Genomic DNA, 25510 nt, shown 5'->3' on the forward strand with positions numbered 1-25510 from the left:
GTGCCAGTGAAGAGCAAGCGTCCCAGGATTTACAGTTTTGGCCAGCTTTTGGTTACCTATAGCGTCGTCCTGGTCATATCACTCTTACTTTTGGGTACGGTGCTCTTCGCGATTGTTTTCAGTCAACTCTCTGCAGTACAAGAACAGACTTCTCGGTATGCCACGGTAATGCAGTTGGCCACCAATATCACCAATCAGAGGGAGGCTTTCAATCGCCTCCTCTTCAACTCAACGAATGAAACACAAAGAATCCAAGCACTCAGTGACTTGAAAGGGGCTGAAGCTCGGGCTAAAGTACAGCTGAAAAAGCTGGAGACCTCTTACGAGACGAACCCGGAACAATACTTCCTACTCAGAGGTCTCGGCAATGGACTGGACTTCATTGCACAACAGCAGGAGTTGTTACTACAGGATACGCCACTCGATGTGGCCGGCTTCACACGTTACTACATGATAGAAACCACCTACTCGTATCTGGAAAGCTATGTATATAGCAGGTTCCTCTCCAGTGCGGTAACACAGGACGCCCAAGCCGTCGAACAGATGCAATCAACAATAGCCAATATCCGCCTTCTTTCGCTTTTCATGGTAATTTTCTTCGCCTTCCTCTATACACTTGCCATTACCCTGATCGTCAGATCCCTAGTACATCCTCTCCAGGCAATGGTGGAAACAGCGAGAGAGATCACCAAAGGGAATTTGGAGACGCCGGACCTTTCTGCAAGTGGCCCTAGTGAGATCAGATTCCTTGAGCAGAGCCTGAACTCCATGAAGGCAAGTCTAAAGGATCGTATCGAGGCACTGGATGAGAATGCGAAACTGGAAAAGAAAATCCACCAGCAGGAGTTGCAGCAAGTCAAGGTTAAGAGAGAATTGGATCGCGCTCGATTGCTCACCCTCCAGGCCCAGATCAATCCCCACTTCCTGTTCAATGCGATGAATACCATAAGCAGGACAGCATTATTCGAGGATGCCGAACAGACTTCCGACCTAGTTACCGACCTTGCTGGTATCTTCCGTTATATGCTTGACCAAAGAACGACCGTCCCACTGTACGAAGAGCTAGAATTCATACAGAAATACTTGAAAATACAGAAGATTCGTTTTGGGGAGAGACTCGATTATAAGATCGAAGCAGCCTCAGATGTTCAGGATATCTTGATTCCCCCACTCATAATCCAACCTTTGGTAGAGAATTCAATTGTCCATGGACTTGAACCCTTGGAAGAGGGAGGAACGGTACATATCATTCTTGAACTGATCAAGAAAAAGCTGTTCATTACTATTGGAGATACAGGAGTGGGCATTACAGATTCTGATAAATTTCAAGTATTGGAATCTACTGCAAAAATAGACAACAGTCATATTGGCATGACAAACGTCCTAGAACGGATAACATTGTATTATGGCAAATCGGCAAAAATGGAAATTGAGCAGGCACAGCCGAGGGGAACTGTAATTCGGCTAACCTTACCGATACGGCGACAGGACAGATTGGGAGGATAAGGATGTATACCCTTCTGATAGCTGATGATGAACATCTGGAACGGGAGGCATTGGATCTTATGGTCCGCAAAAGCAATCTCCCGTTGCGGAGCATCAAAGTCCGTAATGGAAGAGAGGCTGTGGAGGCTGCCCAAACACACGAAATCGATATTGCCCTTCTCGACATCCGTATGCCCGGAATCTCTGGACTAGAGGCGGCCAAGAAAATTGCTGAGATTGCTCCGAGATGCCGTATCGTATTCCTCACTGCTTGGGATTCCTTCGATTTCGCACAGGAGGCCCTACGGATCGGTGCTAAGGACTATTTGGTGAAGCCCGCCACTGTCCAACAGGTAATCACGCTTTTAACTCGACTTACCAATGAACTGGAAGAAGAGAGAACTTCTACCCGTGGACAAGAAGTAGACGAGATACGAAAGATCCTCAAGCAATTCAATCGCAGTTTTTTCGCTTCACTCAAATACGGGATTGTGCCCCACGAGACCATGGAGACCTACTTCTCCCTTGAAGGAATTATGGAGAAAGAGGGTTTGGCTTTAGTTTTCGATGGTACCTCTGAAGCTAATCTCTCCAAAATCCTTGAAGGTAGATTGAAAAGGACATCATATAAAGCATGTTACTTCCCGACCGTGGACCGCATAAGCGTTCTCCTTTTCAGTACACGGGCTGAAACTCTGGCATTAGGTTTCGAATCACAACATGTCCAGCTTGGCTGTCCGACTTGCCATATGGGAATGGGACGACCATTCCACTCCTATGAAGAGATTCCAAAAGCCTTGAGAGAGGCTTCACAAGCATATCTGGTAGCAATACGTAACGATAGATCTTTGGTCGATTTCGATCAAATCCAAGAACTCGATTCCTCATTTGCCTCAGAACAAGTGATCAACAATGTCGAAACAAGACTGGTCGAGGCAGTAATGTCAGGGAATCTAACAGAAGGAAGAAGACTAGCCCACGAAGCTCAAGACCTAATTGCCCTACGGTATTCTCTGGAAACCCAACAGTTCGTCGACAGATACTATGAGATGGTCCTAGTCGCAACCCGATCTATCCGTGCTGCTATACACCACTTTTCCTATGAACCACTGCAAAAGAGTTCTCCCATGGAAATGGAGCGGTACTTCATGGATTTTATCGATTCAGCATGCAAAGCGATTGAAACAGATCGTAAAGACAAATATGTGCGTATATTCCAGGAAGTAGAGGCCTATATAGAGACTCATTATGCACAGCAACTCTCGTTGGAGCAGATGGCTGGGCAATTCAATTTGAGTACTAGCTATTTCAGTAGATTGTTCAAGGAATACATAGGGGAATCTTTTGTAGACCACCTTACGTCCTGTAGGATGCGGATTGCTAAACAGATGATCAATTCCGGTATCAAAGTACATCAAGTTGCAGAACTCACGGGTTTCTCCGACTACAGCTATTTTTCCCGTGTTTTCAGGAGTCATGAAGGGATTTCACCTCGTGAATACCAGAAAAATTATAAGTAAATAATTTTATTATCTACACTTGCAATACAACTAGAACAATCTTGCGAAAATATTGTCCGATTACAAAATTCTCTAACTTCCGTATTCTCCCTACTCGTTCCATACTTTGTACATCACAAGATTTCCAGGAGGAAACATATGAAAAAAGTATTGCTTGCCATGCTCGTGGCATCCCTGTTGGTAGCACCACTGTTCGCACAAGGACAGCAGGAGGCTAGCGCAGAAAAACCAATTGTGCTTCGTTTAGCCGACAACCAACCCGATGGGTATCCGACTGTAATCGGAGACCTCGAGTTCGCTCGTCTGGTAGAGGAACGTTCGAATGGAAGAATCAAGGTAGAAGTATACAATAATGGTCAGCTTGGTGACGAAAAGTCCGCTATTGAACAGGTCCAGTTTGGTGGAATCGACTTCACCCGTGTATCCATCTCCCCATTGTCCAACTTCAACCCGTTGCTCAATGCATTGCAGATGCCCTATCTATATCGTGACTCGAACCATATGTGGAAGGTTCTCAACGGAGAAATTGGAGAGTACTTCCTCAATTCGATGACCGATTCGGGATTCGTCGGTCTTGTCTACTATGATAGTGGAGCACGTAACTTCTACAACTCCGTGAAGCCTATCTACACCGTTGCTGATCTCAAGGGAATGAAGATCCGTGTCCAAGAATCAACACTGATGATGGGACTCGTCTCAGCTCTCGGTGCTGTTCCTACGCCACTCCCGTATGGAGATGTATACAGTGCACTGCAGACAAACGTTATCGATGGTGCTGAAAACAACTGGCCATCGTATGACACCTCTAGCCATTTTGAAGTCGCAAAGTACTACTCGATCGATGAACACACTCGTGTACCTGAGATGATCATTGCATCGAAGATCACCATGGACAAGCTCTCTGCTGCAGATCAGGAATTGATCAAACAGGCTGCCAGAGATTCAGCTCCAGTACAGATCCAGGCTTGGGCAGACTTCGAAAAGAAATCAGAAGCCAAGGTAGTTGCTGCTGGGTCCAAGATCAATGCGATCAACGACCAGGCTGAATTCGCTGCTGCGATGCAGCCTTTGTATGACAGCTTCCTCGATGCAGAAGGCAAAGAGTGGGTCCAGAAGATCAAAGCTGTGAAATAAGCTTTTGGATTTTGCGACTGTCGTGTATCATGGAGAGGGGAATCCCGATGGGGTCCCCCTCTTCCATGCTGATTAGGCTACCAAGGAGGTGCCGGACATGAAAGTGTTCAAAAAGTATCTAGATAAGGTGTTCAATTGGGCACTGGTGCTTGCCATGATCCTATTGGTCGCCATGGTCATCATCGTGTTCATGAATGTGGTATTGCGGTATGGGTTCAACTCCGGAATCAGATGGGCTGAAGAGGTTTCCCTCGTAATCGTCATCTGGTTTACCTTCATAGCAATGGCTTTGGGGGTAAAGGAGAATCTCCATATCAATATCACGATCCTTCCTAAGAAACTGCCGAGGATATTCAACGATTCATTGAATCTCATCAAGTACATACTAGAAATTTCGATTGGACTCATCCTACTCTATTTCGGTTGGGGAGTTACATTGAATGCTGGAAGGTCGAAATTACCGGCTACCGGAATGTCGAATGCGGTCAACTACGTAATCGTGCCCATAGCCGCTCTTTTCATCATCGCCTATGCAACCTATTTCCTGTATGTAGCGATCGCCGATTTGAAGCGTCTAAAAGATGCTAAACATGACTCGACGAATGGAGGTGAGACCCATGCCTGACTTCTCAACAGCAACAACTATCTTGATGGGGTCATTCGTTATCCTCCTTTTGCTCAAATTCCCCATAACGTTCACCCTTTTCATCTCTTCTGTATTCACTGCCCTCTACCTCAATATTCCCTTATTATCGATCGTCCAAAGAACGGTGAGTGGAGTTAATTCATTCTCCCTTCTCGCCATACCTTTCTTCATCCTAGCTGGGGAAATCATGGGACGAGGGGGAATCTCACGACGCTTGGTCGAGTTTTCTAATGCAATGGTAGGAAGAGTTCGCGGTGGACTCGCAGAAGTCAATGTATTGGCTTCCATGTTCTTCGGAGGGATCTCGGGCTCAGCCGTTGCAGATGTATCCTCGATAGGAACGATGTTGATCCCTATGATGGTGGACAAAGGCTATGACGACGACTATGCAGTCGCAGTCACGGTAACCAGCAGTTGCCAAGGTGTCATTATCCCGCCAAGTCACAATATGATCATATTCAGCCTGGCCGCCGGCGGAGGGGTCTCGGTCGGAAAACTCTTCATGGGAGGAATCGTTCCCGGCGTACTTCTTGGTCTGGCTCTCATGATCGTGAGCTATGTGATCGCTGTAAAACGAGGATATCCAAAAGAGGAAAAGTACGGCTTTAAGAGGACTGTTCAAGTATCTCGTGATGCTATCTTGGGTCTTTTGACTGTAGTAATCATCATTGGCGGTGTAGTAACCGGAGTCTTCACGGCAACCGAGTCTGCATCGGTAGCTGTCGTGTATGCCTTTATCATCACTTTCTTCGTATATCGTGAGATTTCATTGAAAGAGATGCCTAAGATATTGCTTCATTCACTTCGTACATTAGCGATGGTGATGAGTCTAATTGCAGCTGCTAGTGCGTTTGGTTGGTTGTTGGCCTATCTACGCATACCGCAGGCTGTGACCACATTCCTACTGGGTATCAGCAACAATCCGATCATACTTCTGCTACTGATCAATGTGATGTTGTTGGTACTGGGAGCTATCATGGATATGGCACCACTAATCATCATAGTGACACCGATCCTCTATCCGGTAATCGTGGGACAGTTGGGGATGAGCCCTATCCAATTCGGTATCATGCTGATCTTGAACCTGGCTATAGGACTCTGTACTCCACCAGTCGGCTCTGCTCTTTTTGTGGGAAGCGCGATCGGAAAAATCTCTATCGAAAAAGCAACCAAGGCAATGCTACCCTTCTATGTAGCCATGCTTATAACACTCTTGCTCGTGACCTTCTGGACTCCGCTTACCATGACGCTACCTAATATGATGTAGAAAACCGTCTACTCTTGCAGACACGCAGAAAGGGGCGTTTGAAGCGCCCCTTTCTTTTTGCTTACCGCTTTATATCGGCAATTTATCAATAATTGCGAGCTGCGATCTCGAAATGGGCTTTCGGGTGTGCACATACAGGACACACTTCAGGGGCCTTCTTTCCGATGTGAATATGGCCACAAACTCCGCACTTCCAGATTTGCTCTCCGTCACGGGAGAATACGACTCCCTCTTCTACATTCTTGAGCAACGCGAGATAACGGGCTTCGTGTTCTTTCTCAATCTTCGCTACACCCTCGAAGAGAGCTGCAATCTTCTTGAATCCCTCTTGGCGAGCTTCTTCTGCAAAGTTCTTGTACATATCGGTCCACTCGTAGTGCTCACCTTCAGCTGCCATCTTGAGATTGGTAGCGGTATCGGCGATTTCTCCATTCTCCTGGAGAGCCTTGAACCAGAGCTTTGCATGCATCCGCTCATTGTCCGCTGTCTCTTCAAAAAGATCAGCGATCTGCTGGTAACCGTCTTTTCTTGCCTTGCTTGCCCAGTAACTGTATTTGTTGCGGGCCATCGATTCACCTGCAAATGCTTCAAGCAGGTTTTTCTCGGTTTTAGAGCCTTTAAGTTCCATGTAGTCCTCCACTATATTGGTGATTTCTCTGTATTGATTTCAAATTATGATATCATTGGTATGTATAATCCGCAAGGAGTATTCGGAAAATTCAGTATCAGAGGAGCAAATCGCCCTGAGGAACGGGAGGTTCCAAAGGAGCCAAGCCACCACTTATGCGCTGGAATCGTATCCCCTTCTCCATGAAGAACTCGATAGCCTCCCTTTCTGTAGGACAAGGACAGGCTTGATGAAAAACCAAACCACAGTTTACTGCGTCTTCCAACGCATGATGGGCTTGGTACTCAAACCCAAAACGTTGGGAGAGTTCGGTAAGCTTATGACTGGGAAAATGTGGCCAAACTTTCCTAGAGATGCGGACGGTACAGGTATATCGTAAACCCGGAATTGGCAAATTGTAATGGTTCAACATAGCACGGAGAATCCCGATATCGAATGGAGCATTATGGGCGATCAATAGATCGTCTCCAATAAACAACAACAGGTCAGGCCAGATTTGTTCGAATGTCGGCGCCGACTGCACTTGTTCAGGACGGATTCCATGAATGCTGATATTCATAGGAGAGAAATACCCAGAGGGTGGATTGATAAGGCTGTAGTAGGAGTCGAGGACCTTCCCATCCTGCATCTTGGCCAAACCAACCGAACAGGCGCTAGTCGGTTCATTATTTGCTGTCTCGAAATCTATGGCAACATATCTCATCTATCACACACTTCCTGTTTTCCCATCATGATAGCCAAAATCGTCCGATCTGTCTGCTCCATTCCCTCATGACTTATTTGGGTGAGGTATGAGAAGCTTTGCAATGCATCTTTTCCAACGATGCCCGATTCATCATAAGGTGAGATACCTTTCAGGGCGAGCTTACAACTGATAGCCGCAGCTTGGACTGAAGAGTAAATTTTTAGCGCACACGTACCTTTCGCGCCATCACAAATGATGCCGGTCAGATTCCCCACCATATTGTTGACTGCCTGGTCCATTACTTGGACATCACCTCCTTGGAGATATGCGAGGCCGCATGCTGTGCCTATAGCAGCAGTAAAAGCCCCACAGAGGGCCGACAGTCTGTTTTTCTTAGCCGTAAGTACCAGAGCCACCAGATGACTAAAGCATAGTGCCTTGATGAGCATGGTATCTGAAACACCCAAATACTGAGCCATTACCAACAACGGTACGGAGACTGTGATACCCTGGTTACCGCTACCACTATTAATCACTACCGGGAGGGGGCAACCGGCCATTCTTGCATCACTAGCAGCCGCGGCGAGTGCTGCTCCACGTGCATAGGCCTCGTCCAAGGTTGTTGGCTCTTCGGGTAACGAACTTCCCATGGTCTTACCGACTGACAGACCATAATCATGCTCCATAGCATGTCTTGCGATAGCCATGTTGGTCTGTGCTCCTTGGAGGACAAAATCGAAGTCGGCAATATCGATCTTCTCCACCGCTTGTGCTATATCGGTAAGAGAGAATGTCGCTATCATATCATCGGTTATGATATCTTCTTCCTTCTTATCATCGGCCACAATCAAGGGAAGATTGAGTTGGACATCACCGTCCACCATCAAACGCACGAATCGGTTATGCTCCCCGCTGATAACAGCTTCGGATGAATGGTTTTTCCCATAGGCTTTCACTCCAATGTAGACAGGGGGAACATCTTCCATGAGCTCCAAGGTTATGCGATTTTCGTTAGCCATTCGCATGGCAGAGAACTTCTGATCTTGCGTTATATCACTAAGAATACCCAAACCCTGCTCAATATTACCGCCACTAGCACCTAAAGCGACCGCAGCCTGAATTCCACGTAATGTGCAATTGGGAAGGCCCACACCCATGGCATTCTTGACCATATCACGGCTGGCATATACCTGAAGGCGTTCTATAGGTTCGCCAAGCAATCCATAAGCCTTCGCACCGGCAAGTGCAGCCGCTGCAGGTTCAGTGCAGCCCATGGCTATCATCAATTCCCTTTTGAGAAGTTGTAGAAATTGTTTTGTATCCATATGCTCAATATACCATGAAACAGGCTTTGGACTCCATGGAAACCTACCGTGACATCATCTGTTTCAACCGGGAACGGATGCACTGAACACTGTTCCATCGACCTCCAAATGGTAGTCAGGCAGAGAGGCGGCGACCACAATACATTCACCTTTGCCTAGTGAAATAGTTTGGTGAAGAGAGGTCATGACTGCGTTACCCTCTGTGCATAACAAGAACTCGATAGATTTCCTTTGATTGACCTCATAGACGCCTCTCTTGAATACGCTCAAAAGAAAATCGTCTGTTGGGGCAAATACATTTGTCTTATCTGTTGCATCGGGAATTTGTGGACACAAATCTGCTGTATGGGGTTTGAACGTAAGAGTCTTGAGCAATAGTGGGACATTAACTTTCTTGTGAGTAAGGCCCCCTCTGACCACATTGTCGCTATTGGTCATCAGTTCAATCGCATTCCCTTTCACATAGGCGTGGAGTGTTCTAGGCTCAAGGAAGATGGTTTCTCCAGGTTTCATTTGCACCACATTGAGAAAGAATGGAGCAAGGACACCTGGATCATCTGGGTATAATGTAAGACAATCGTGGGCTATCTGCACCGGAGAGAGCCACATCCCATCGTTTTTCTCCTCCTTGATCAATTTCCCGATCTGCTCACGAAACTCTTCCAACAGAGACTTCAACTGATCGGTTTCCAAGGTGTAGAGTGTGGTGAAAAATCGTTCGACCAGGGTACTTTCATCAGATTTTTGGTTTTCCTGAAGAAATGGAAACAAAAGAGGAAATTGATATGGTACCATGGAACGGAGATTTTCAGCGATCTTGGCACTTGAAAGAAATCCACACATTGCGGTAACCGGAGTCAGCGCATAGAGCACCTCCGCTTTCTGTCGATCATCTTTGTAGTTCCACTGCTCTCTCGGCAAGTCCACATGGGAGGCCACCTCTTCAGCGTACCCTTTTTGGGCTTGTTCAGTAGTAGGATGAACCTGCAATGAGAGTGGTTTAGCTATGGCTAGGACTTTTAGGAGAAAGGGGACATCCTTTCCCTGTCGATTGACTTGTTGCCTTCCAAGGAAATCATCTGCATGGTCGCGGATAAAATCGCCTAAAGGTGTACTATCGGCTAGTGTTGACTCACCCCCAGGATGGGTCCCAAACCAAAGTTCTGCCTTTGGTTTCCCATCGCTCTTCTTGCCGAGCAAGGCGGGGATGAATGAATCATCCCCCCAAGCGTATGGTTGTATTTTTGGTGTAATAGCCACCATGTAAGATACGGCTTGTTCATCTTTCATGGGGCTATTCTATCATGCTCTCATGCCTTACGGTAGATGCGGGGAAGGAAGATCATACCTGCCACGAAAAGCGCAATGGCTCCAATCCAAGCGAGGGCAGCGTTGAGGAACAATCCTCCAAGCAGGAAACCTACGATTGAACAGGCTGCTACGAATAGTGCATAAGGCATCTGTGTTCCAACGTGTTCCAAGTGGGGGCAACTCGCTCCTGTGGAGCTGAGGATTGTGGTATCGGATATAGGGGACGAGTGGTCTCCGAATACCGAACCTCCGAGTACTGCACTCACTCCCAAGAACATCGCATGGCTCATGCCTTCAACGGGTAATCCCTTGGCTTTTGCCAATCCTGCGATGATAGGCATGGTGATGGGAATCATAATGGCGAAGGTTCCCCAAGATGTTCCTGTCGAGAATGCGATCAATGCCGAGAGGGCGAACACGATCATAGGAACGAGTGCCAAAGGAAGTCCTCCAGCCACGACAGCTTCCGAGAGGAATGCTGCTAAGCCGAGTCCACCATCTTCGGGTGCCGATTTTATGATGGTTCCGATAGACCATGCCATAGTGAGGATCAAAAGTGCGGGGACCATGGAACCGATTCCCTCTTTGAGAGCCTCAGAGGCCTCTTTAATCGAGAACAGGCGTCTAGCAAAGTAGTAGATCATGGTAACCGTTAGAGTGAAGATGACGGCATAGAAGAGGGCATAGGATGCATCGGTGTTGGCAAATGCATCACCAAAGGACATGCTTGCCATAGCCTGACTCATACTGGTGATGGTCTCTCCGTCAATCGATCCCATCCATGTGGTAACTGGGAAGAATACGACTGCCGATACGATCAGGACAACGATAGGAAGGATCATATCCCATGCAATGGCACGATCCTTTCCTCCGACTTCGGCAACTTCTCCTGGAGCATCACCATAAGCCTGGTTGTAGAGGCTTCCGGTTGTCTCATGATAGCGGTTGGAGGCTGCCATGGGACCGAAATCACGGTTGGTAAGGATAATGGTGAGTACCATGATGATGGTAAGCAGTGCATAGAGATTATAGGGAATGGAGCGGATGAAGAATTCGAATTCGGTGATACCGAGTTGCTCAAAACCCTCAGAACCTTTAACGATAGACATAACGGTGATGACCCAGCTGGAGACTGGGGCGATGATGCATACCGGGGCTGCGGTGGAATCAAGGATATAGGCCAACTTGGCCCGAGGTACGCCATTCTTATCGCTGATGGGACGCATGACGGTACCGACTGCGAGACTATTGAAATAGTCATCGATGAAGATGAGTAATCCGAACACCCAAGTCATGAGCATGCTGGCTTTTCCTGAACGTACATGCAGGGCAGCCCAGCGGCCAAAGGCTTTGGTAGCTCCGGTCTTGGAGAGCAAGCCGACCAAACCTCCCAGCAGCGCACAGAAGAGGAATATGCGAATATTCCACCCATCGTTGAGCGATCCGGCTACGACATCGGAAAGGTTGACCAGAGCGGCGAATGGATTTCCTCCGGCAACAATCAACGTTCCGGACAAAATCCCTAGAAACAATGAGATGACGACATCTTTGGTGATGAACGCCAGAGCAATGGTTAGGATTGGGGGAATAAGGCCCCAAATGCCAAAGTCTGTCATGATGATACTCCCTTGTATGTACCGAACGGTACGTGTGTTTTTCTATCCGGAGCATATCATAACTTATACTACGCGCACAATAAAAATTTTACATAGTGTTATGTTTAAAGCCATTGGCGTTACATAAATAACACACAAACAACTTAAGAAGGGTATAAGAATGGGGTTGCCGAAATTCCCAATGAAACTACAGCAACCCCGAAAAATCAGATAATGGAGGACTTATCTGCCATCGACACCCAAGTTGAACCTGACAGTGAGTGCATCGATCGGCTTGTCACCGATTTCAACACCGAATTCACGCCAGTAGTAGGAGACATCCATGTGGATAACAAAGAGATCCAATCCTGCACCAACAGAGATGTATCCTTGGTTCAAACCGGCTCGAATATCGACCATGGAGAGCAGTTTAACCTCGGCACCAAGTCGGAGATGATCCAAATATGCATCTTCATCCGTCTCCATCTTTTCAGCTAGACCGATAGTATCGACCAGATCGAATGCGAATGAAGGACGGACTATCTTACCGAATCCTCCCAAGGAGGGAGCCCATCCGAATCCCATATCGAGTGTCCAAGGAACGGTGTATTCGAATTCAGTTGTCGTTCCTGCAGCCCCTTCATACACAGGATCGGCTCCAGCCATCTCGGCCATCTCATTCACCCAATCTCCCGATGTATTATATCGAGTCATGGTGTATTTGCCATTGAGGTTTCTTGCAACCGCAGACAATCTCAATCCGATGGGGAGATTCATATTCACACCGACATCAACAGGGACTGCCCAACCGGCTGCCACAGGATAATCGGTCATGAACTTTTGGGCAGGATCATCCGCATCTGCGATTCCAATTAGTTCGGAAGCTCCAATCCGATTGGAGTACGCTTTATATGTTGGTCGTGCGCTTGCACCGATATCGACCGACAATACATCGGGGATGAAGTTCAACCTGAAACCTAGACCTACCGACGCGCCCGCATTTACCTCTGCAATGACTTTATCGGCAGCTAGAGATCCATCGGAACTGTAGGTATGTAACTGTTCCTGCAACTGCATACCGATTCCGAATCCGCCACCGGTGAAGGACATGGCGATATCCGTTGAGAGCACTTCTCCTCTTCCAGCGGTTACGATACCCATATACTTGTTCACGATTGTGGTAGCAAAGTCATCCTCATCGCTATTGTTCTGGATCTCATCGATGATTCCTTCATCAATGATCGCCTTTGGGTTGAACACCGTTACTGAAACCGAAGGAAGATTCAAGCTGAATCGCCTGGATCCCAGATTGGCGGGGTTCATGAAGAAGGCATCCGCACCTGTTGCGGTCGCGACACCCGCTCCTCCCATAGCCTCGGTCCTCGCACTGATAGGGCGGAAGGACATTTCAGGGTAGAAGAAGTCTGGGAACGTGTAGGCAAACAGACTGCCACCGACAAGTAACATGATTAGTAAACTAATTAGTAATTTCTTTTTCATTTTCTACCTCCCTTCCCCTACACTTCTGGTTCTGGTTCGAAAAGATCATCAAGAGCATCTTCGAGCAGGGTAAGATCCGAAGGAATCGCTTCTATCAACAAATCGAGCGTTGTTCTGATAGTGCCATCACTATTGAATGCTGGTTTAACTGCGGTAAAATCATCGAACGCAGTCCCCCAATCAAACCCTGCATTATCAGCGATAAAGTCTGGATCTGTAGTTTCTTGGAGCTCATCAGAAAGAGCCATCCAGACTATCATATCATTAAGAACATCTTCAAACTCCAAAGGCATAGTTAGACTTGCAAAGAAAGCATCCGCTTCGGTAAAGACAACACTCAGTGCATAGTTGATGACATCGGGAAGGTCGAGTTCAACTCCACTCCCGACCAATGCGGGAGCCATCTCCTCATATGTCCCTCTCATCATGGCAAAACCACCAATTGTTCTACCGAGATTCGAGGAAATAATTACGTCCTGTCCTTCATATTCTCCAGTCCCAGGTTCCGTACCAATAGCAGCAATCACATTCTCAAAGATTGGTTTTGCATACAACATGACATCGTCTTCATCTTCCACCGGCTCTTCGACCCTCGATAATGAACGGGAATCGGATGATCTACCCAGAATCTCATCCAAGGCATCTGGATCATCAATTAAACTTTCCAAGATGTCATCAAGATTTATTGCTCCAGCAGGAGAAACAGTCTTAACGATATTAACTACTTGTTGTGCATCAGATACAAAATCCAATAACTCTTCTTCAGTTGGATCATTGTCTGGATCTAAATCATTCATGGCATCGATAAGAGGTGAAGCTTCTTCGTAGAGTTCGGTAAGAAGGATCAATGTCACAAGATCTCCCTCGGTTTCAGGTTCGGGAATATCGATACTATATTCTGTCTCCAACTCCGTAACCTTGGTTGTTACTTTTGTTGGAGCAGTAGTTCCCTCTTCCAAAGGCTCACTCAAGGCCTCGACCAAAGCCTCAGTCTTTGTGGGAGAAGTTAGAGCTTCGGTGATACTATCCTTAATGGTTTCAACCTCTTCTTCATAAGCGGCTTCGTAGGCTTCGATATCCGCCGTCTCTTCTTCAGTGGGATTCTCTGGATCTGCTGGAGGATCAGGCTCCTCTATAGCTAAAATCGATACTGTAGCATCGGTTACTTCCGCCCCTTGCGACGTATCAATCTGTACTAGCCCGTTGTCCGCGTAGACATTGGAGCTCGTCTGTCCCATGAAATCACTGATCGTGCCGAAAATATCGCCCTCACATGAGATGAAGGCAACGAGAATAAATGGCACGAGCAAAAACGCCAATAGTCTCCTTCTCATAATTTCTCCTCCTTGGCAAAGGGTATTCCCCTTGTCTCTATCGTATACCTATAAACAACAATCGCCTAGTGAAAAATCAATAAAACTCTGACAGATGTCACAATTCATGCAATATATCAGCATTTTACCATCTTGCTATACCCGTATAACACTCCTAGGTTGCAAATGTAACAAAATATCATTGACATGACAAATGCAAACATGTTATTCAAATCAGGAATTATTCTTATTTCCCAACGAAGTGAGGACAGCGGGGCCACAACGTGGCCACATTGCCGAACGAGTGCAGGAAACAAAAGCTTGCTTGTATTCCCCAACGAAACGAGAGCAGCGGGGCCACATTGCCGAGCGAGTGCCGGGAACGTAAGGAGAAATACCCCTCCCCTTGGGGTGGAATAGGAGGCGAAGCTTCCGGGGTCCAGGGCTTGCCCTGGGGTATTGATACCTCTCATTTGGACAAGTATGAAAGTAGAAAAGAAAAAATCGACCATCAAACACCTCCTCCTCATTACAGCTGGCAGCCTCAGCCTCCTACTGGGTGGTATCGGAATCGTAATGCCCGTCTTACCCACCACACCGTTCGTCCTATTGGCAGCGGCATGTTATTCTATAGCTAGCCCGAAACTCGCTAGAAAATTAGAAGAGAGCAGAATATTCGGTAGCTACCTTCGCCACTGGAGAACCCACGAAGGGGTACCAGTAAAGACAAAAGTACGCGCTATCATCTGGTTGTGGATTGGACTTATCGTTTCGGCGGTTATTGTTAAGAATCCTACCGTAACGATCATCTTGGGAATCATTGGAATCTTGGTAACCTTGCACCTTATCCTGATAAAGACGAAGAGGGAGGATCCCCATGAAGTTTTCACGACAACGGGAATTGATACTTGAAACCCTACGCAATTGTTCAGTCCATCCAACAGCAGAGGAAATCTACGTAAAAGCAAAACGAGAAATGGCTTCGATCAGCCTTGGTACGGTCTATCGAAATCTCAATCTACTTTCCGAGATGGGGAAAATCAGAAAACTCGAGAGTGCCGGCAATACCAGCGTACGCTACGATGGACGAAATGACGAACATTGCCATCTGGTGTGCACCTCATGCGGTACGATAACCGATGTAGATCTGAAAATGTTCAGCCATATCGACAAGACTGTGGAACAAGAGACAGGATTCTCCGTATCGGAGCATGGCATCGTCCTCAAAGGAACCTGTGCCGAATGCTCCGCCATAAAGGACTAGTGCCAGAGAATGTTCAATTATTTAGGAAAAGAAGAGCTGCTTTACCACCTCAAGATTTCTTTGTTCATTGAGCTGCTCACTTTCATACAGTTCGTCTATTCTCGTCTTGTAGAACTCGAAGACCTTGTAACGGACCAATTTCATCGTTGAATTAACCAAACCATCGGCCTCACTAAACGCTTCGGCGATGAATGCAAATCTACCGGGTATCCATTGCGATGGAATACTGCTGGCGGCAATCGGTTCATAGGAACGGACAACATCATTCAGACGACGCAAAACCGCCTCGGGTGTATCAAGTTGCTCATCGGCGATTAATCGCCTCACTACATCCTCCTGCAATGTCACCAAAGCTGAGGTGAAAGCCCTATGGTCATTGTAGACCACTAACTGGTTGAGCACCTCGGTATGGTTGATCATGACCTCTTCAACCTCTTCTGGAGAATACTTCTCACCATCCTTGGCAATCAGAAGAGCCTTTGCTCTACCGGTAACAACCAAGAAGCCATCCTCATCGTAGTAACCGAGATCACCTGTCCATAACCACGTCTCACCGTTTTCTTCGCGGAGAACTTCGGCTGTAGCCTTGGGGTTCTTGAAATACCCTTTCATGACATTTTCACCCTTGATGACGATCTCACCCCGCTCTCCGACTTTCGCCTCCTCGGTCTCACTTTTCATGATCCTGCAGGTAACACTAGGAGCGACCATGCCTGAAGTACCGAACTTGTATCGCTCTGGAGAGTTGGAACTAATGATGGGAGCAGCTTCTGTAAGACCGTACCCTTGGTAGACAGGAACTCCGATTGCAGCGAAAAAGTGTTGCTGGCGGGCTTCCAGCAAAGCCCCTCCTCCTACACAATATTTGATCCTATCGCCAAAGACTTTGCGTAACTTCGGGAAAACCAAAAGGGATGCAAGCTTGTAGGGAAAGAAAGTAGCCAATTGAACGCCGAGGGAAGGACGGTTGAAACCATCGCCATTGCGCTTGATTCCTGCCTTAAGACCTCTTTGGAATATTCCATTTATGAATGGGCCCTTCTCCGCTACACCTTGGGTCATCTTCTTCATGAAACTCCCGCTTATGGAAGGAACGGTCATGAGGAATACAGGACTCACTTCGACCAGATTCTTGGGGAAGTTTCGTATAATCGCAGCGTTGCTGCCACGGGCATCGACAAAATGAAGCGTAATTCCCCTCAACATCGATGTATAGATACCTACCGTATGGGCGAACGAGTGGTCCACCGGAAGAACGACAAGAGTCTCAAATTCAGCATCAGGGAGCTTAAACAGTTTTACCGCATCGTTACTGTTAGCCCAATAATTGAGATGGGTAAGCATGATTCCCTTTGGATTGCCCGTAGTTCCTGAAGTGTAGCAGATGTTCACTGTATCGTTCTCATCGATTTGCTCTACAACCTTATCTACAATGGTAGGCAATCGCTGGAGGATTTCATCACCCTCACCGATCAGAGCATCCCAAGTGACGAAATCCTCGCCCTCTTTCCAACCATGGGCTTCCTGTTGGCGAATGAGGCGATCATCCAATGAATCGAGATAATAGAGGATAGGTTTGCTCTCCATGGTGTCCAAAGCTTTGCATACGTTGTCCAGAGTATTGGAACTGGCGATTATTCCCTTCGCTTCACTATGGATAAGGCGGAATGCAATCTCCTCAGGCTTCAATTTTATGGAGAGAGGAACAGAGATTCCCCGGGCTTTGATTACCCCAATCTCCGCCATTACCCATTCGGGTCGACCTTCGGCAAGGATACCAAATGCTGAGGCACTCTTTAGGCCTTTGGCAATGAAATAGGCGGCGATCCGATCCGATTCATTGTCGACCTCACAATAACTATAGGCCTTCCAGCCCTCTTCTGTCTTCTTTGTAGTGTAAGCGCGTGTGGGGAAACGCTCAGCAGCCTCGTGCAACATCCGTATGATAGTTCTCATCATCTGTCTCCTTGTACAACAACCATTCCATTTTAAGGATCCCGGTTATTCGGAAATTATTCTAACACAAAAAAGGCGCTTGTCAAAAATAATAAGCATAAATTGTCTTATATTTGCACTAGAAAAAACCGAGCCTTTTAGAGAGGCCCGGTCAAAAATGGAACAAAGACGCTTTTTCAGAGCGTTACTTTGGGAGGATTGTTCAAATCGATACTAACCGCAAAATCAAACAAATTGCCATTATAGAGGGCATAATTCATCGCTACGGGAGTCTCATCCGCCAGACATGCGGTATTCTTCATCCACAAGTGCGCTGTTCCACTTCTGGCACCAAGAAGATTGCACTGTTCATCATCGGGGATTACGGCCGAGACCGAGCGATGGAGTGTAACAATCTTATTCCCCGTACATAACTCATAGACATCCAAGAATGAACGGCGGACTAACATCTCTCGGTCCACTTGTTTTGAGATACTCTCAGGAACAAATATGCTCATTACTGCGTATGGATGGTCATCGACCAGTCGGACTAGTCGGATTCGGACAAGGCCATCACCAGAAGCTGGGCTCAACTTGAAATTCGGCAGCAAGTTCTTGGCGAGATCGGAATTCGGATCATAGAGTGAATCCTCCAAGATCCTATTAAAAATCCGAGTATCGAACTCCACACCGTCCTGACTCACCAAACCATTCCGATATTCGGCGTATTGTTTAGTCTTGCAGACAAACGAGCCCTTGCCACGAGCCCTACGAATCAGTCCCATTTGTACCAGATCATCCAATGCCCGTCGCACGGTTATCCTACTGACATCGTGCTTCTTACAGAGTTCGAGCTCGGTGGGAATCATAGCATTTTCGGGCCAATATCCAGAGAGAATCTTGTTCTGAATATCCATGAACACAGATTGATACTTCAGTTGCATACACTACCCCATACGGCTTGTAAATGGTATATCAATAGTAATACCACCACCTTTTAATATCAAGCCCTTTCATATTAGAATCTGTCATAACAGCTGACATCATCCCCAGGTATTCTTTTCTATACCACACTACACCACAGTAAGAGTCGCTAAAACCTCCCCTGAAAAATCCTTTATAGAGCACACATCATTCCTATATACCATGTAAGTATTGGTTCTCCCACCTTTTGGTAAGGAGACCGATCCTGGATTCAAAACGAAGAGTCCATCCCTATCCTCTGCTAGATAGATATGCGTGTGCCCGAAAAGCAATACATCACCAGCTACCATCGGGGGAAGCTGTTGATCATTGAAACGATGCCCATGAGTACAAAGGAAACGATGCCCATCTACCGTAACGGAAGCGAAATCGAAGAGAGGAAACTGTAACACCATGGAATCAACCTCACTATCACAATTACCTCTTATAGCCACTATCCTAGCAGCATCGGCATTAAGCAATCTGGCCACCTCGGGTGGATCGTATCCTTCGGGCAACGGGTTTCGGGGACCATGATAGAGAATATCCCCAAGCAAAACAACTTGCGAGGCCTTTTCAACCTCGCAAGCATTGAGAAGCCGACGGGTCCATGTTGCACTCCCGTGCAAATCGGAAGCTACGACCAACGCCATAGCCAACTAACCCCTCATATGACGATACAACTCTTTCAGATGCCGACCGATATGGTGGAACAGAAGATCGGAGTACTGCTTCTCGTGTATCTTCCACAAATCATATAGTCGATCCTTAAAGAGGAATTCTCCTTTGGCATCTTTCGTAGAGAGAATCGGACCGTAGGTAATATGGATCAATTGTCTGGCATCATTGTGTTCAAACAACTTCACCAAAGCTTTGTCATCCAGCGTATCCAAGTCAGGAATCCGTGTGATATCGGTCGTTACATGGTAATACTTGGTCACTTCGTCAAATTTCGAGAGGGCGAAGGCATGAACTTCACGATAGAGTTTGGGGTCTACCATAGCTACAAGCTTCATTGCCTCCAGCCAGTTAGTTCCCGCTGTCTTCACATGGAAACGGCCTCTCGTGAGTCGACCGAAGATGGGAAATACCATGAATTTGTCCGAACCGGAATGGAGACTAATCTTATAGTCGAAATATCGGGCGATAGCTGTATGGGCTACCAGCTCCTGTTCGAACTGTTTAATATCACCAATATAATCCACACCTTTTTGGAACTCACCACAGAAACGGGGAGCAAGGGTAGCGAACTTTACACCACGGGCAGTCAACTCGTTGGCGACAAAGAAATGCTCCAAAGGAGTCGTAGGAGTGGTCGTCTCGTCGATTGAGATCTCAAAATCGGCCGAATAGGTACCGTCTGTGAAAAATTTTTCGTAGATGGAAGTTGCGTAATCAAGCACTTCTCCATATACCATGGCCATCCGTTTGAATGATTCTTCATCGAACGTGACTACGACACCCTCTCCAAGATCGAATGATTTACCTATGTACTTTTTCTCAAGTTCAGTTTTCGCCATATATTTGTTATCCAGTTCTGCTTTAGGCATGGACTCGAATTCGTTATGCATATGGTCGCTACAGTCGAGAGTGATCATAGAATAGCCCAAATCCAAGGCCATTTTGACCTCTTCCGCTTTCTTCAAATGATCACCATCAGCTCCATACCCTTTTTTATAACCATCGCGGAATACAGCAAAGGTTGCGGCATCTAGAACATCTTCATAAGTTCGTTCGGTCAGAGTCAGCTCACGGATCGATTGCTGGGCAAGGATCGGAAAAGCATCATACTCTTCGAATACCCGTATATGGCCAGGAGCAGCTATTCCCAAACGGTCGCCGACTCCAACTGTCCTCTCCTTGTGCAAAACCCTAACCGGTGCGGTAAACGGGAGCAAGGAACGTAAAACCTTGGCATTAGCATGGGTCAAAGGAGCTGCAACACACGGCTGATCTTCAACTTCAAACTCAACTCCAGAGAAATCCCAATCCTTTCCAACAGCAACTATGAGTGTCTCTTTCGAATCCTCAGCCATGAATACAGTTCCGCCTCCAACACTGTTTATTGAAAGCGGATATACCCCATATGCGACAGGATCGACCTTCGTCCCTATCAAGGGGATGAAATTTTTATAATTCTTCATGCAATCTCCTCCCAATCTTCTTGGTTATCGTCTATCAAACATACCACGTATATGGCTCTTAGGCACCTTCAAATTAGCATTTTGGGGCAGAAGAATCAAAGAATTTCCCAATTTCACGCTCCAAAAGCGCCAACTCCTGTACAAATTCATCAAGCAATGGCTTGCCAACCTTTGTAGTTTCTAATACTTGCATGTGGATCCTCCTTGCAATATCGCCCAACCGATCCGCACCGATCGTATATGCTCCACCTTTCGTCTTATGGGCAAACTCGGCAATGCTTTTCCAGTCTTCTTCTGAAAACGCTTGCTGCATTTTCGGCAAACCAGTATAGACCTCTTGCAAAAATAGGCTCACCAATTTTTCATACAGAGCATCGTTTCCATCTATTCTGTTCAGTCCTTGTACAGTATTGAGGACTTCATGACTATCTTCTTTATCAACTAACTGCTTTGAGGTAGCTTTTCCAATCGGGTTTTTCCCGATCGTCTGTGCAATGATTTCTTGTAGATCTTTCGGGTCATATGGCTTTGGAATAATTCGAGTGAACCCAGCATTGCTGCACCGCTCATGGATATCTCCGATAACATCCGCAGTTAGAGCAAAGATCGGCACACTCTTATCCAATAGTCTAATAAGTCGGGTAGCTTCAAATCCATCCATCACATCCATATGCAAGTCCATCAAAATCAGATCAATGCTGTCACGTTGTTGAACAAACAGGTCATACCCCTCCTTACCATTTTCAGCCATAAAGATTCTGAATCCACCCCTCTCGAGGACATCTCTTGCAATAATCCGATTTACATCATTGTCCTCTACCACAAGAATGTTCCCTCGTTCACCAAGATGGGTGTCTTGGTAATTCTCATCTCCCAACTGGACAGCCAAGACAGTTTTGGGAAAAAGCTCAAGGATACTATCGAATAGCAACGATGGGAGCACTGGTTTGGGAAGTACGATATCGATACCCGATCGTCTCAGCTCTTCACTATGCCCTTCCTCTTTAGAGGATACCAAGGCGATAATCTTTGGAGTATTCTCTTTTGAAGGTACTTCTTTCAATGTGGTGAGAAGTTGCTGGAGATCTCCATTACTAGCGGTATCAAAGATCAACAAACCATATCTGAGAAGACCTTCTGTTGTATCATTACATAAGAGTTGTAACGCTAATTTGGACTTGCCGATGTAATCGGCAGAAGCTCCAATACGATGAAGAGCAATTTCAATCGACTTTCGGGTGCCCTCATCCTTGGCAAAAACCAGTATATTCAGAGAAGAGAGATCGAGTGAAGCAAGTCTCTGATCATCAAGGCTTTTACCCTCCAGATCGAGTTCCAGTGGAAGTTCGAATGAAAATCGGGAGCCTTTTCCCAGTTCGCTGGATAGGTTCAAAGTCCCACCCATCATCTCCACCAGGCTCTTTACGATGGATAGCCCGAGACCTGATCCTCCATATTTTCGGGCTATGCTGGCATCCGCTTGACTGAAAGGCTTGAATAGATTCGCTAGTGTCTCTTCTGAAATCCCGATTCCAGTATCGCTGATTTCAAACCGTATCTTGCACAGCGATTCCTCCAGATGAGTACAGTAGACACGTATCCCGATTATTCCCCTATCGGTAAACTTTACTGCATTATGGATGAGATTGGTAATAATCTGACCTAACCGATTTCCGTCCCCCTTAACATGAATTGGAACCTCCGAATCCCACTCGAATTGTAATTTTAGGTTCTTTTTATGGATTACTGGAGATTCCAATGAAATCACATGCTGTACCACTTCATCCAATTTAAAGGGGATGTTCTCCATCGGTATACGCCGTTCCTCTATCCTCGAATACTCAATGATATCGTTTATTATGGAGAGCATGTTCTTCGTAGCACGGGATATCGACTTCACGTATTGTTTTTGTGTGGGATTGAGGGTTGATCCTTCCAAAAGATAGGTCATTCCATTGATACCATTTAATGGTGTACGGATTTCATGCGACATGCGTGCCATGAAACGACTTTTTTCCCTATCGGCTTCTGCAGCCAATTCCATAGCCTCCTCTTTCTTTTGAACCTCTCGCCTCAAACGACTGATCCAAAAAGCTGAAACGCCAAGGATGAGGAGCGCGATGGCTCCAAGGAGCACAGCAGCCATGATATAGGGAGTAAAATCTATCCTTCGGTCTATCGTTATCCATCTATTATAGATTTCAGATAATTCCGTCTCAGAGATGCTATCCAAGGCTTTATCGAGTATAGAGACCAATTGTGGCCAATCATTACGAACAGCCATATATAGTTGCTGTACTTCTCCGGTATCGATGGGAATGAAACTCAATTCAGTCATGCCAAGCGTACCGGAAAGGTAGCTAGTAGTGGCCTCATTCCCAATAAAGGCGACCTCTTCTCCCCGATTGACCGCATAGAGGGCATCCTCGACCGTTTCGTAAGTCCTGATACCAATTTGGGGATAATTTTTTAGGAATCCATGATGACTACTATTAGCCTGTACAGCGACTTGTCTTCCGAATAGATCATCAAATTCTTGTATACTTTCGTTCGTGTTCTTTACTACGACAACCCGTTGGAAGGCGATATACGGGTTACTGAAAAGAAAGATCTTTTCTCTCTCAATGGTCTTTCCGACTGCCGGCAAAAGGTCAACCTGGCGATCCAAGGCTTTTTCGGTAACCTCCTGCCATGTCAGGTTACCGGTAAGAACGAATCTGAGGCCTGTACGCTGTTCTATCAAAGCTAGGATATCCGCAGCTATCCCTTTATAGACACCATGAGAATCGATATATTCGGAGGGGATAAAAGAGGGATCAGGTCCGATTCGTATCTCTGGATGTTCTTGCAAGAAGTTGTATTCCAATGGCGTAAACAATAATCCACCATCGGAATCGGCTGCAAAGATAACGAAGCTGAATAGCATCACTATACAGAAAATTAACAGTTTTCGCATCGACTCCCCTATCTCAGTTGTCGGCTTATCTCCTGTATCTGGTCTCCCAAAGTCAGAAACACATCGGTAATAATCGGATCAAAGTGCATAGCCCGTTCCCCACTGATGGTTTCCAATGCTTCCCAATGGGCAAGGGCTTTCTTATAGACACGATCACTGGTCAATGCATCGTATACATCGATAATTGCCATAAGGCGACCAGGTAGAGGGATATCGGTTCCTTTGAGGCCACGAGGATACCCCCCTCCGTTGAATCGCTCATGGTGGTTCTGTATGATCTGTCGTGCTGTCTCGATGAATCCCATAGCTATCTTGGATCCAGAGTCTTGATAATTCAATGCATGCACGCCATAGTCGACATGCAATTTCATAATCTCAAACTCTTGTGGTGTTAGTTTTCCTGGTTTTAGCAAGATACTGTCCGGTATTCCCACTTTTCCGATATCGTGTAATGGAGCTGTTCGCACCAATTCTCGGATAGTCTTGGCATCCAATCCGTATCCGGTATAATTCTTTTTCGCCAAAGCATTGCAGAGGAGCTCCATCATGCGACTGGTCCTTCTTGCATGGTTGCTTGTCTCGATATTCCGAACTTCCAACAATGAGATGAGCGATTGTATAGTAATTTCGCTTGCCCTCATTACCTCCAAGGTCCGTTCATCAACCTGTTTTTGTAGCCGCTCGTTGTGTTCAGTAATCGATTGGTGGGCTTCGATGAGTTCCAACTGGATCTCTACTCTCTTATGCAATGCCCGTCGATTAATTGGTTTTCGAATGAAGTCGACCGCTCCAAGTTCTAAACCCTTTACCTCATACTCAACATCATCAGCATTGGTGAGAATGATTACGGGAATATGAGAGTCCTGTTCTTTAAGGTGCTGCAATACACCAAAACCATCAAGGTTGGGCATATATAGGTCAAGGAGTATAATCTCAATGGTTGTATCTTGTGCAAGGATTTTAAGGGCTTCCAAGCCATCTTTGGCACTCACCACCTCCATATCACTGAGCAGTTCCGTAATCAGTACGATCTCCATATGAGAATCATCTACAATGAGGACTTTTGCCAACGCAACTCTCCTTTGAAAACCTTTTGGGATTAGTATAGAGGGAGCATATTGCAAAGTAAACGAAAAAAATATTGTAGTATTTTTGTAAAATCTTTCTGTTTTTTCCTTTTCACTCTTGATAAAACTTCTCAAGAGCAGTATGTTAGTTAGCGATAACCAACATGGAGGTGATGGGATATGCTTACCGACCGACAACAAAACATAGTTGAAGCTGCCATGCACATAGTAGTCGAACAGGGAACCCATAAGTTGACCATACGAAATGTAGCTGCGGCAATCGGAGTATCGGAACCTGCCGTGTATCGCCATTTCGCGAGTAAACACGATCTATTGGTCGCCCTGCTCCAAAATCTTCAGCAATCTATCGTTCCCCTTTTCTCTGAAACAGGAATGACGGAGAAACCATTTGACCGCTTTATAGAAAGTTTTCTCTCCATGCTTTTTTCCAGGATAGAATCCAACCCGGCATTCGCCCTATTCGTATTTACTGAAGAGGCCTTCCACGCCGACGCTCAACTCCGCCCCCTGCTCGCAAGGATGCTAGATGATATGATTTCCTTGTTGGAAAAAATTATCATTAAATTCCAAGCCGAAAATGGATGTAGGAGCGACATTCCAGCCCACACTATCGCTACCATGCTTCTAGGCACCATACGGCTCACCGTTACTCAGTGGCATTTACGAAGTGAGGGTCCATTGTTATCACAAAAAACACAAACGTTGGTACCAAGTATCGTAAAGCTATTCACACCACGGTAGACTCCGATCA

General features: G+C 46.3%; 21 protein-coding genes. 8 read left to right on the forward strand and 13 right to left on the reverse strand.

Translation table 11 applies throughout. The features are described 5' to 3' along the window. The 5 genes from ACODJP_RS03375 to ACODJP_RS03395 all read left to right on the forward strand — a co-directional run bounded on the left by ACODJP_RS03375 (position 1) and on the right by ACODJP_RS03395 (position 6052). Positions 1-1506 carry a sensor histidine kinase gene (locus ACODJP_RS03375; protein WP_422478461.1) on the forward strand — a complete coding sequence of 502 codons (1506 nt, stop codon included), beginning with the start codon at positions 1-3 and terminating at the stop codon, positions 1504-1506. 2 nt (positions 1507-1508) lie between these two features. After that, positions 1509-3005 carry a response regulator gene (locus ACODJP_RS03380; RefSeq protein WP_422478463.1) on the forward strand — a complete coding sequence of 499 codons (1497 nt, stop codon included), beginning with the start codon at positions 1509-1511 and terminating at the stop codon, positions 3003-3005. A gap of 138 nt (positions 3006-3143) precedes the next feature. After that, entirely contained in the window at positions 3144-4139 is a 996-nt protein-coding gene (locus tag ACODJP_RS03385; RefSeq protein ID WP_422478465.1) for a TRAP transporter substrate-binding protein, read from the forward strand. Between the two features lie 97 nt (positions 4140-4236). Beyond that, positions 4237-4764, forward strand: coding sequence for a TRAP transporter small permease (locus tag ACODJP_RS03390; protein WP_422478467.1), 528 nt, complete (start codon positions 4237-4239; stop codon positions 4762-4764). Continuing rightward, complete coding sequence (locus ACODJP_RS03395; RefSeq protein WP_422478469.1) at positions 4757-6052, forward strand: TRAP transporter large permease; 1296 nt, start codon at positions 4757-4759, stop codon at positions 6050-6052. The genes ACODJP_RS03390 and ACODJP_RS03395 overlap by 8 nt, the downstream gene beginning before the upstream one ends. Positions 6053-6137: 85 nt before the next feature. Here the strand turns inward: ACODJP_RS03395 and rbr are convergent, their stop codons facing one another. The 7 genes from rbr to ACODJP_RS03430 all read right to left on the reverse strand — a co-directional run bounded on the left by rbr (position 6138) and on the right by ACODJP_RS03430 (position 14430). Continuing rightward, entirely contained in the window at positions 6138-6680 is a 543-nt protein-coding gene (gene rbr, locus ACODJP_RS03400; protein WP_422478471.1) for a rubrerythrin, read from the reverse strand. A 97-nt stretch (positions 6681-6777) separates the two neighbouring features. Continuing rightward, a complete protein-coding gene (locus ACODJP_RS03405) occupies positions 6778-7383 on the reverse strand; it encodes a 3'-5' exonuclease (protein ID WP_422478473.1) in 606 nt (201 codons plus the stop codon). Continuing rightward, positions 7380-8690 (reverse strand): serine dehydratase subunit alpha family protein, encoded by a 1311-nt coding sequence (locus ACODJP_RS03410; protein ID WP_422478475.1) that lies wholly within the window; start codon positions 8688-8690, stop codon positions 7380-7382. The genes ACODJP_RS03405 and ACODJP_RS03410 overlap by 4 nt, the downstream gene beginning before the upstream one ends. Before the next feature lie 63 nt (positions 8691-8753). Continuing rightward, entirely contained in the window at positions 8754-9980 is a 1227-nt protein-coding gene (gene manA / locus ACODJP_RS03415) for a mannose-6-phosphate isomerase, class I (protein ID WP_422478477.1), read from the reverse strand. A gap of 20 nt (positions 9981-10000) precedes the next feature. After that, positions 10001-11617: a Na+/H+ antiporter NhaC family protein gene (locus tag ACODJP_RS03420; RefSeq protein ID WP_422478479.1), complete on the reverse strand. Its 1617-nt coding sequence runs from the start codon at positions 11615-11617 to the stop codon at positions 10001-10003. Between the two features lie 222 nt (positions 11618-11839). Next, positions 11840-13096: a hypothetical protein gene (locus ACODJP_RS03425; protein ID WP_422478481.1), complete on the reverse strand. Its 1257-nt coding sequence runs from the start codon at positions 13094-13096 to the stop codon at positions 11840-11842. 17 nt (positions 13097-13113) lie between these two features. After that, a complete protein-coding gene (locus tag ACODJP_RS03430; RefSeq protein ID WP_422478483.1) occupies positions 13114-14430 on the reverse strand; it encodes a hypothetical protein in 1317 nt (438 codons plus the stop codon). Between the two features lie 462 nt (positions 14431-14892). Here ACODJP_RS03430 and ACODJP_RS03435 point away from each other — a divergent pair, with 462 nt between their 5' ends. Then, positions 14893-15321, forward strand: a complete 429-nt coding sequence (locus ACODJP_RS03435) for a YbaN family protein (protein WP_422478485.1) — start codon at positions 14893-14895, stop codon at positions 15319-15321. Further along, positions 15287-15673, forward strand: coding sequence for a Fur family transcriptional regulator (locus ACODJP_RS03440; protein ID WP_422478487.1), 387 nt, complete (start codon positions 15287-15289; stop codon positions 15671-15673). Before ACODJP_RS03435 ends, ACODJP_RS03440 begins: the two co-directional genes overlap by 35 nt. 21 nt (positions 15674-15694) lie before the next feature. On the opposite strand, the gene ACODJP_RS03445 is transcribed toward ACODJP_RS03440, so the two are convergent. The 6 genes from ACODJP_RS03445 to ACODJP_RS03470 all read right to left on the reverse strand — a co-directional run bounded on the left by ACODJP_RS03445 (position 15695) and on the right by ACODJP_RS03470 (position 24741). Continuing rightward, positions 15695-17629, reverse strand: coding sequence for an AMP-dependent synthetase/ligase (locus ACODJP_RS03445; RefSeq protein ID WP_422478489.1), 1935 nt, complete (start codon positions 17627-17629; stop codon positions 15695-15697). 176 nt (positions 17630-17805) lie between these two features. Beyond that, on the reverse strand, positions 17806-18552 hold the full coding sequence (locus tag ACODJP_RS03450; RefSeq protein ID WP_422478491.1) for a GntR family transcriptional regulator: 747 nt from the start codon (positions 18550-18552) through the stop codon (positions 17806-17808). Between the two features lie 129 nt (positions 18553-18681). Further along, a complete protein-coding gene (gene yfcE / locus ACODJP_RS03455) occupies positions 18682-19224 on the reverse strand; it encodes a phosphodiesterase (protein ID WP_422478493.1) in 543 nt (180 codons plus the stop codon). A 6-nt stretch (positions 19225-19230) separates the two neighbouring features. Beyond that, the gene (locus ACODJP_RS03460) at positions 19231-20715 is read right to left on the reverse strand and encodes a tagaturonate epimerase family protein (RefSeq protein WP_422478495.1); all 1485 of its coding nucleotides are present in this window, start codon (positions 20713-20715) and stop codon (positions 19231-19233) included. Between the two features lie 73 nt (positions 20716-20788). Continuing rightward, positions 20789-23671 carry an ATP-binding protein gene (locus ACODJP_RS03465; protein ID WP_422478497.1) on the reverse strand — a complete coding sequence of 961 codons (2883 nt, stop codon included), beginning with the start codon at positions 23669-23671 and terminating at the stop codon, positions 20789-20791. An 8-nt stretch (positions 23672-23679) separates the two neighbouring features. Then, entirely contained in the window at positions 23680-24741 is a 1062-nt protein-coding gene (locus tag ACODJP_RS03470; protein ID WP_422478499.1) for an HD-GYP domain-containing protein, read from the reverse strand. A gap of 177 nt (positions 24742-24918) precedes the next feature. Between ACODJP_RS03470 and ACODJP_RS03475 the strand changes: the two genes are divergently transcribed. Further along, the gene (locus ACODJP_RS03475; protein WP_422478501.1) at positions 24919-25500 is read left to right on the forward strand and encodes a TetR/AcrR family transcriptional regulator; all 582 of its coding nucleotides are present in this window, start codon (positions 24919-24921) and stop codon (positions 25498-25500) included. Positions 25501-25510: the final 10 nt, after the last annotated feature.

This window comes from Pleomorphochaeta sp. DL1XJH-081, assembly GCF_049310885.1.
In the GTDB taxonomy this organism is placed as follows: domain Bacteria; phylum Spirochaetota; class Spirochaetia; order Sphaerochaetales; family Sphaerochaetaceae; genus CAYZJV01.

Bases quoted from the DNA above. Each gene is read 5' to 3' on its own strand.
- ACODJP_RS03405 (WP_422478473.1), bottom strand. From the start codon at position 7,383: ATGAGATATGTTGCCATAGATTTCGAGACAGCAAATAATGAACCGACT.
- ACODJP_RS03425 (WP_422478481.1), bottom strand. From the start codon at position 13,096: ATGAAAAAGAAATTACTAATTAGTTTACTAATCATGTTACTTGTCGGT.
- ACODJP_RS03385 (WP_422478465.1), top strand. From the start codon at position 3,144: ATGAAAAAAGTATTGCTTGCCATGCTCGTGGCATCCCTGTTGGTAGCA.
- ACODJP_RS03435 (WP_422478485.1), top strand. From the start codon at position 14,893: ATGAAAGTAGAAAAGAAAAAATCGACCATCAAACACCTCCTCCTCATT.
- yfcE (WP_422478493.1), bottom strand. From the start codon at position 19,224: ATGGCGTTGGTCGTAGCTTCCGATTTGCACGGGAGTGCAACATGGACC.
- ACODJP_RS03380 (WP_422478463.1), top strand. From the start codon at position 1,509: ATGTATACCCTTCTGATAGCTGATGATGAACATCTGGAACGGGAGGCA.
- ACODJP_RS03420 (WP_422478479.1), bottom strand. From the start codon at position 11,617: ATGACAGACTTTGGCATTTGGGGCCTTATTCCCCCAATCCTAACCATT.
- ACODJP_RS03395 (WP_422478469.1), top strand. From the start codon at position 4,757: ATGCCTGACTTCTCAACAGCAACAACTATCTTGATGGGGTCATTCGTT.
- ACODJP_RS03475 (WP_422478501.1), top strand. From the start codon at position 24,919: ATGCTTACCGACCGACAACAAAACATAGTTGAAGCTGCCATGCACATA.
- ACODJP_RS03445 (WP_422478489.1), bottom strand. From the start codon at position 17,629: ATGAGAACTATCATACGGATGTTGCACGAGGCTGCTGAGCGTTTCCCC.
- manA (WP_422478477.1), bottom strand. From the start codon at position 9,980: ATGAAAGATGAACAAGCCGTATCTTACATGGTGGCTATTACACCAAAA.
- ACODJP_RS03430 (WP_422478483.1), bottom strand. From the start codon at position 14,430: ATGAGAAGGAGACTATTGGCGTTTTTGCTCGTGCCATTTATTCTCGTT.
- rbr (WP_422478471.1), bottom strand. From the start codon at position 6,680: ATGGAACTTAAAGGCTCTAAAACCGAGAAAAACCTGCTTGAAGCATTT.
- ACODJP_RS03390 (WP_422478467.1), top strand. From the start codon at position 4,237: ATGAAAGTGTTCAAAAAGTATCTAGATAAGGTGTTCAATTGGGCACTG.
- ACODJP_RS03440 (WP_422478487.1), top strand. From the start codon at position 15,287: ATGAAGTTTTCACGACAACGGGAATTGATACTTGAAACCCTACGCAAT.
- ACODJP_RS03465 (WP_422478497.1), bottom strand. From the start codon at position 23,671: ATGCGAAAACTGTTAATTTTCTGTATAGTGATGCTATTCAGCTTCGTT.
- ACODJP_RS03450 (WP_422478491.1), bottom strand. From the start codon at position 18,552: ATGCAACTGAAGTATCAATCTGTGTTCATGGATATTCAGAACAAGATT.
- ACODJP_RS03410 (WP_422478475.1), bottom strand. From the start codon at position 8,690: ATGGATACAAAACAATTTCTACAACTTCTCAAAAGGGAATTGATGATA.
- ACODJP_RS03460 (WP_422478495.1), bottom strand. From the start codon at position 20,715: ATGAAGAATTATAAAAATTTCATCCCCTTGATAGGGACGAAGGTCGAT.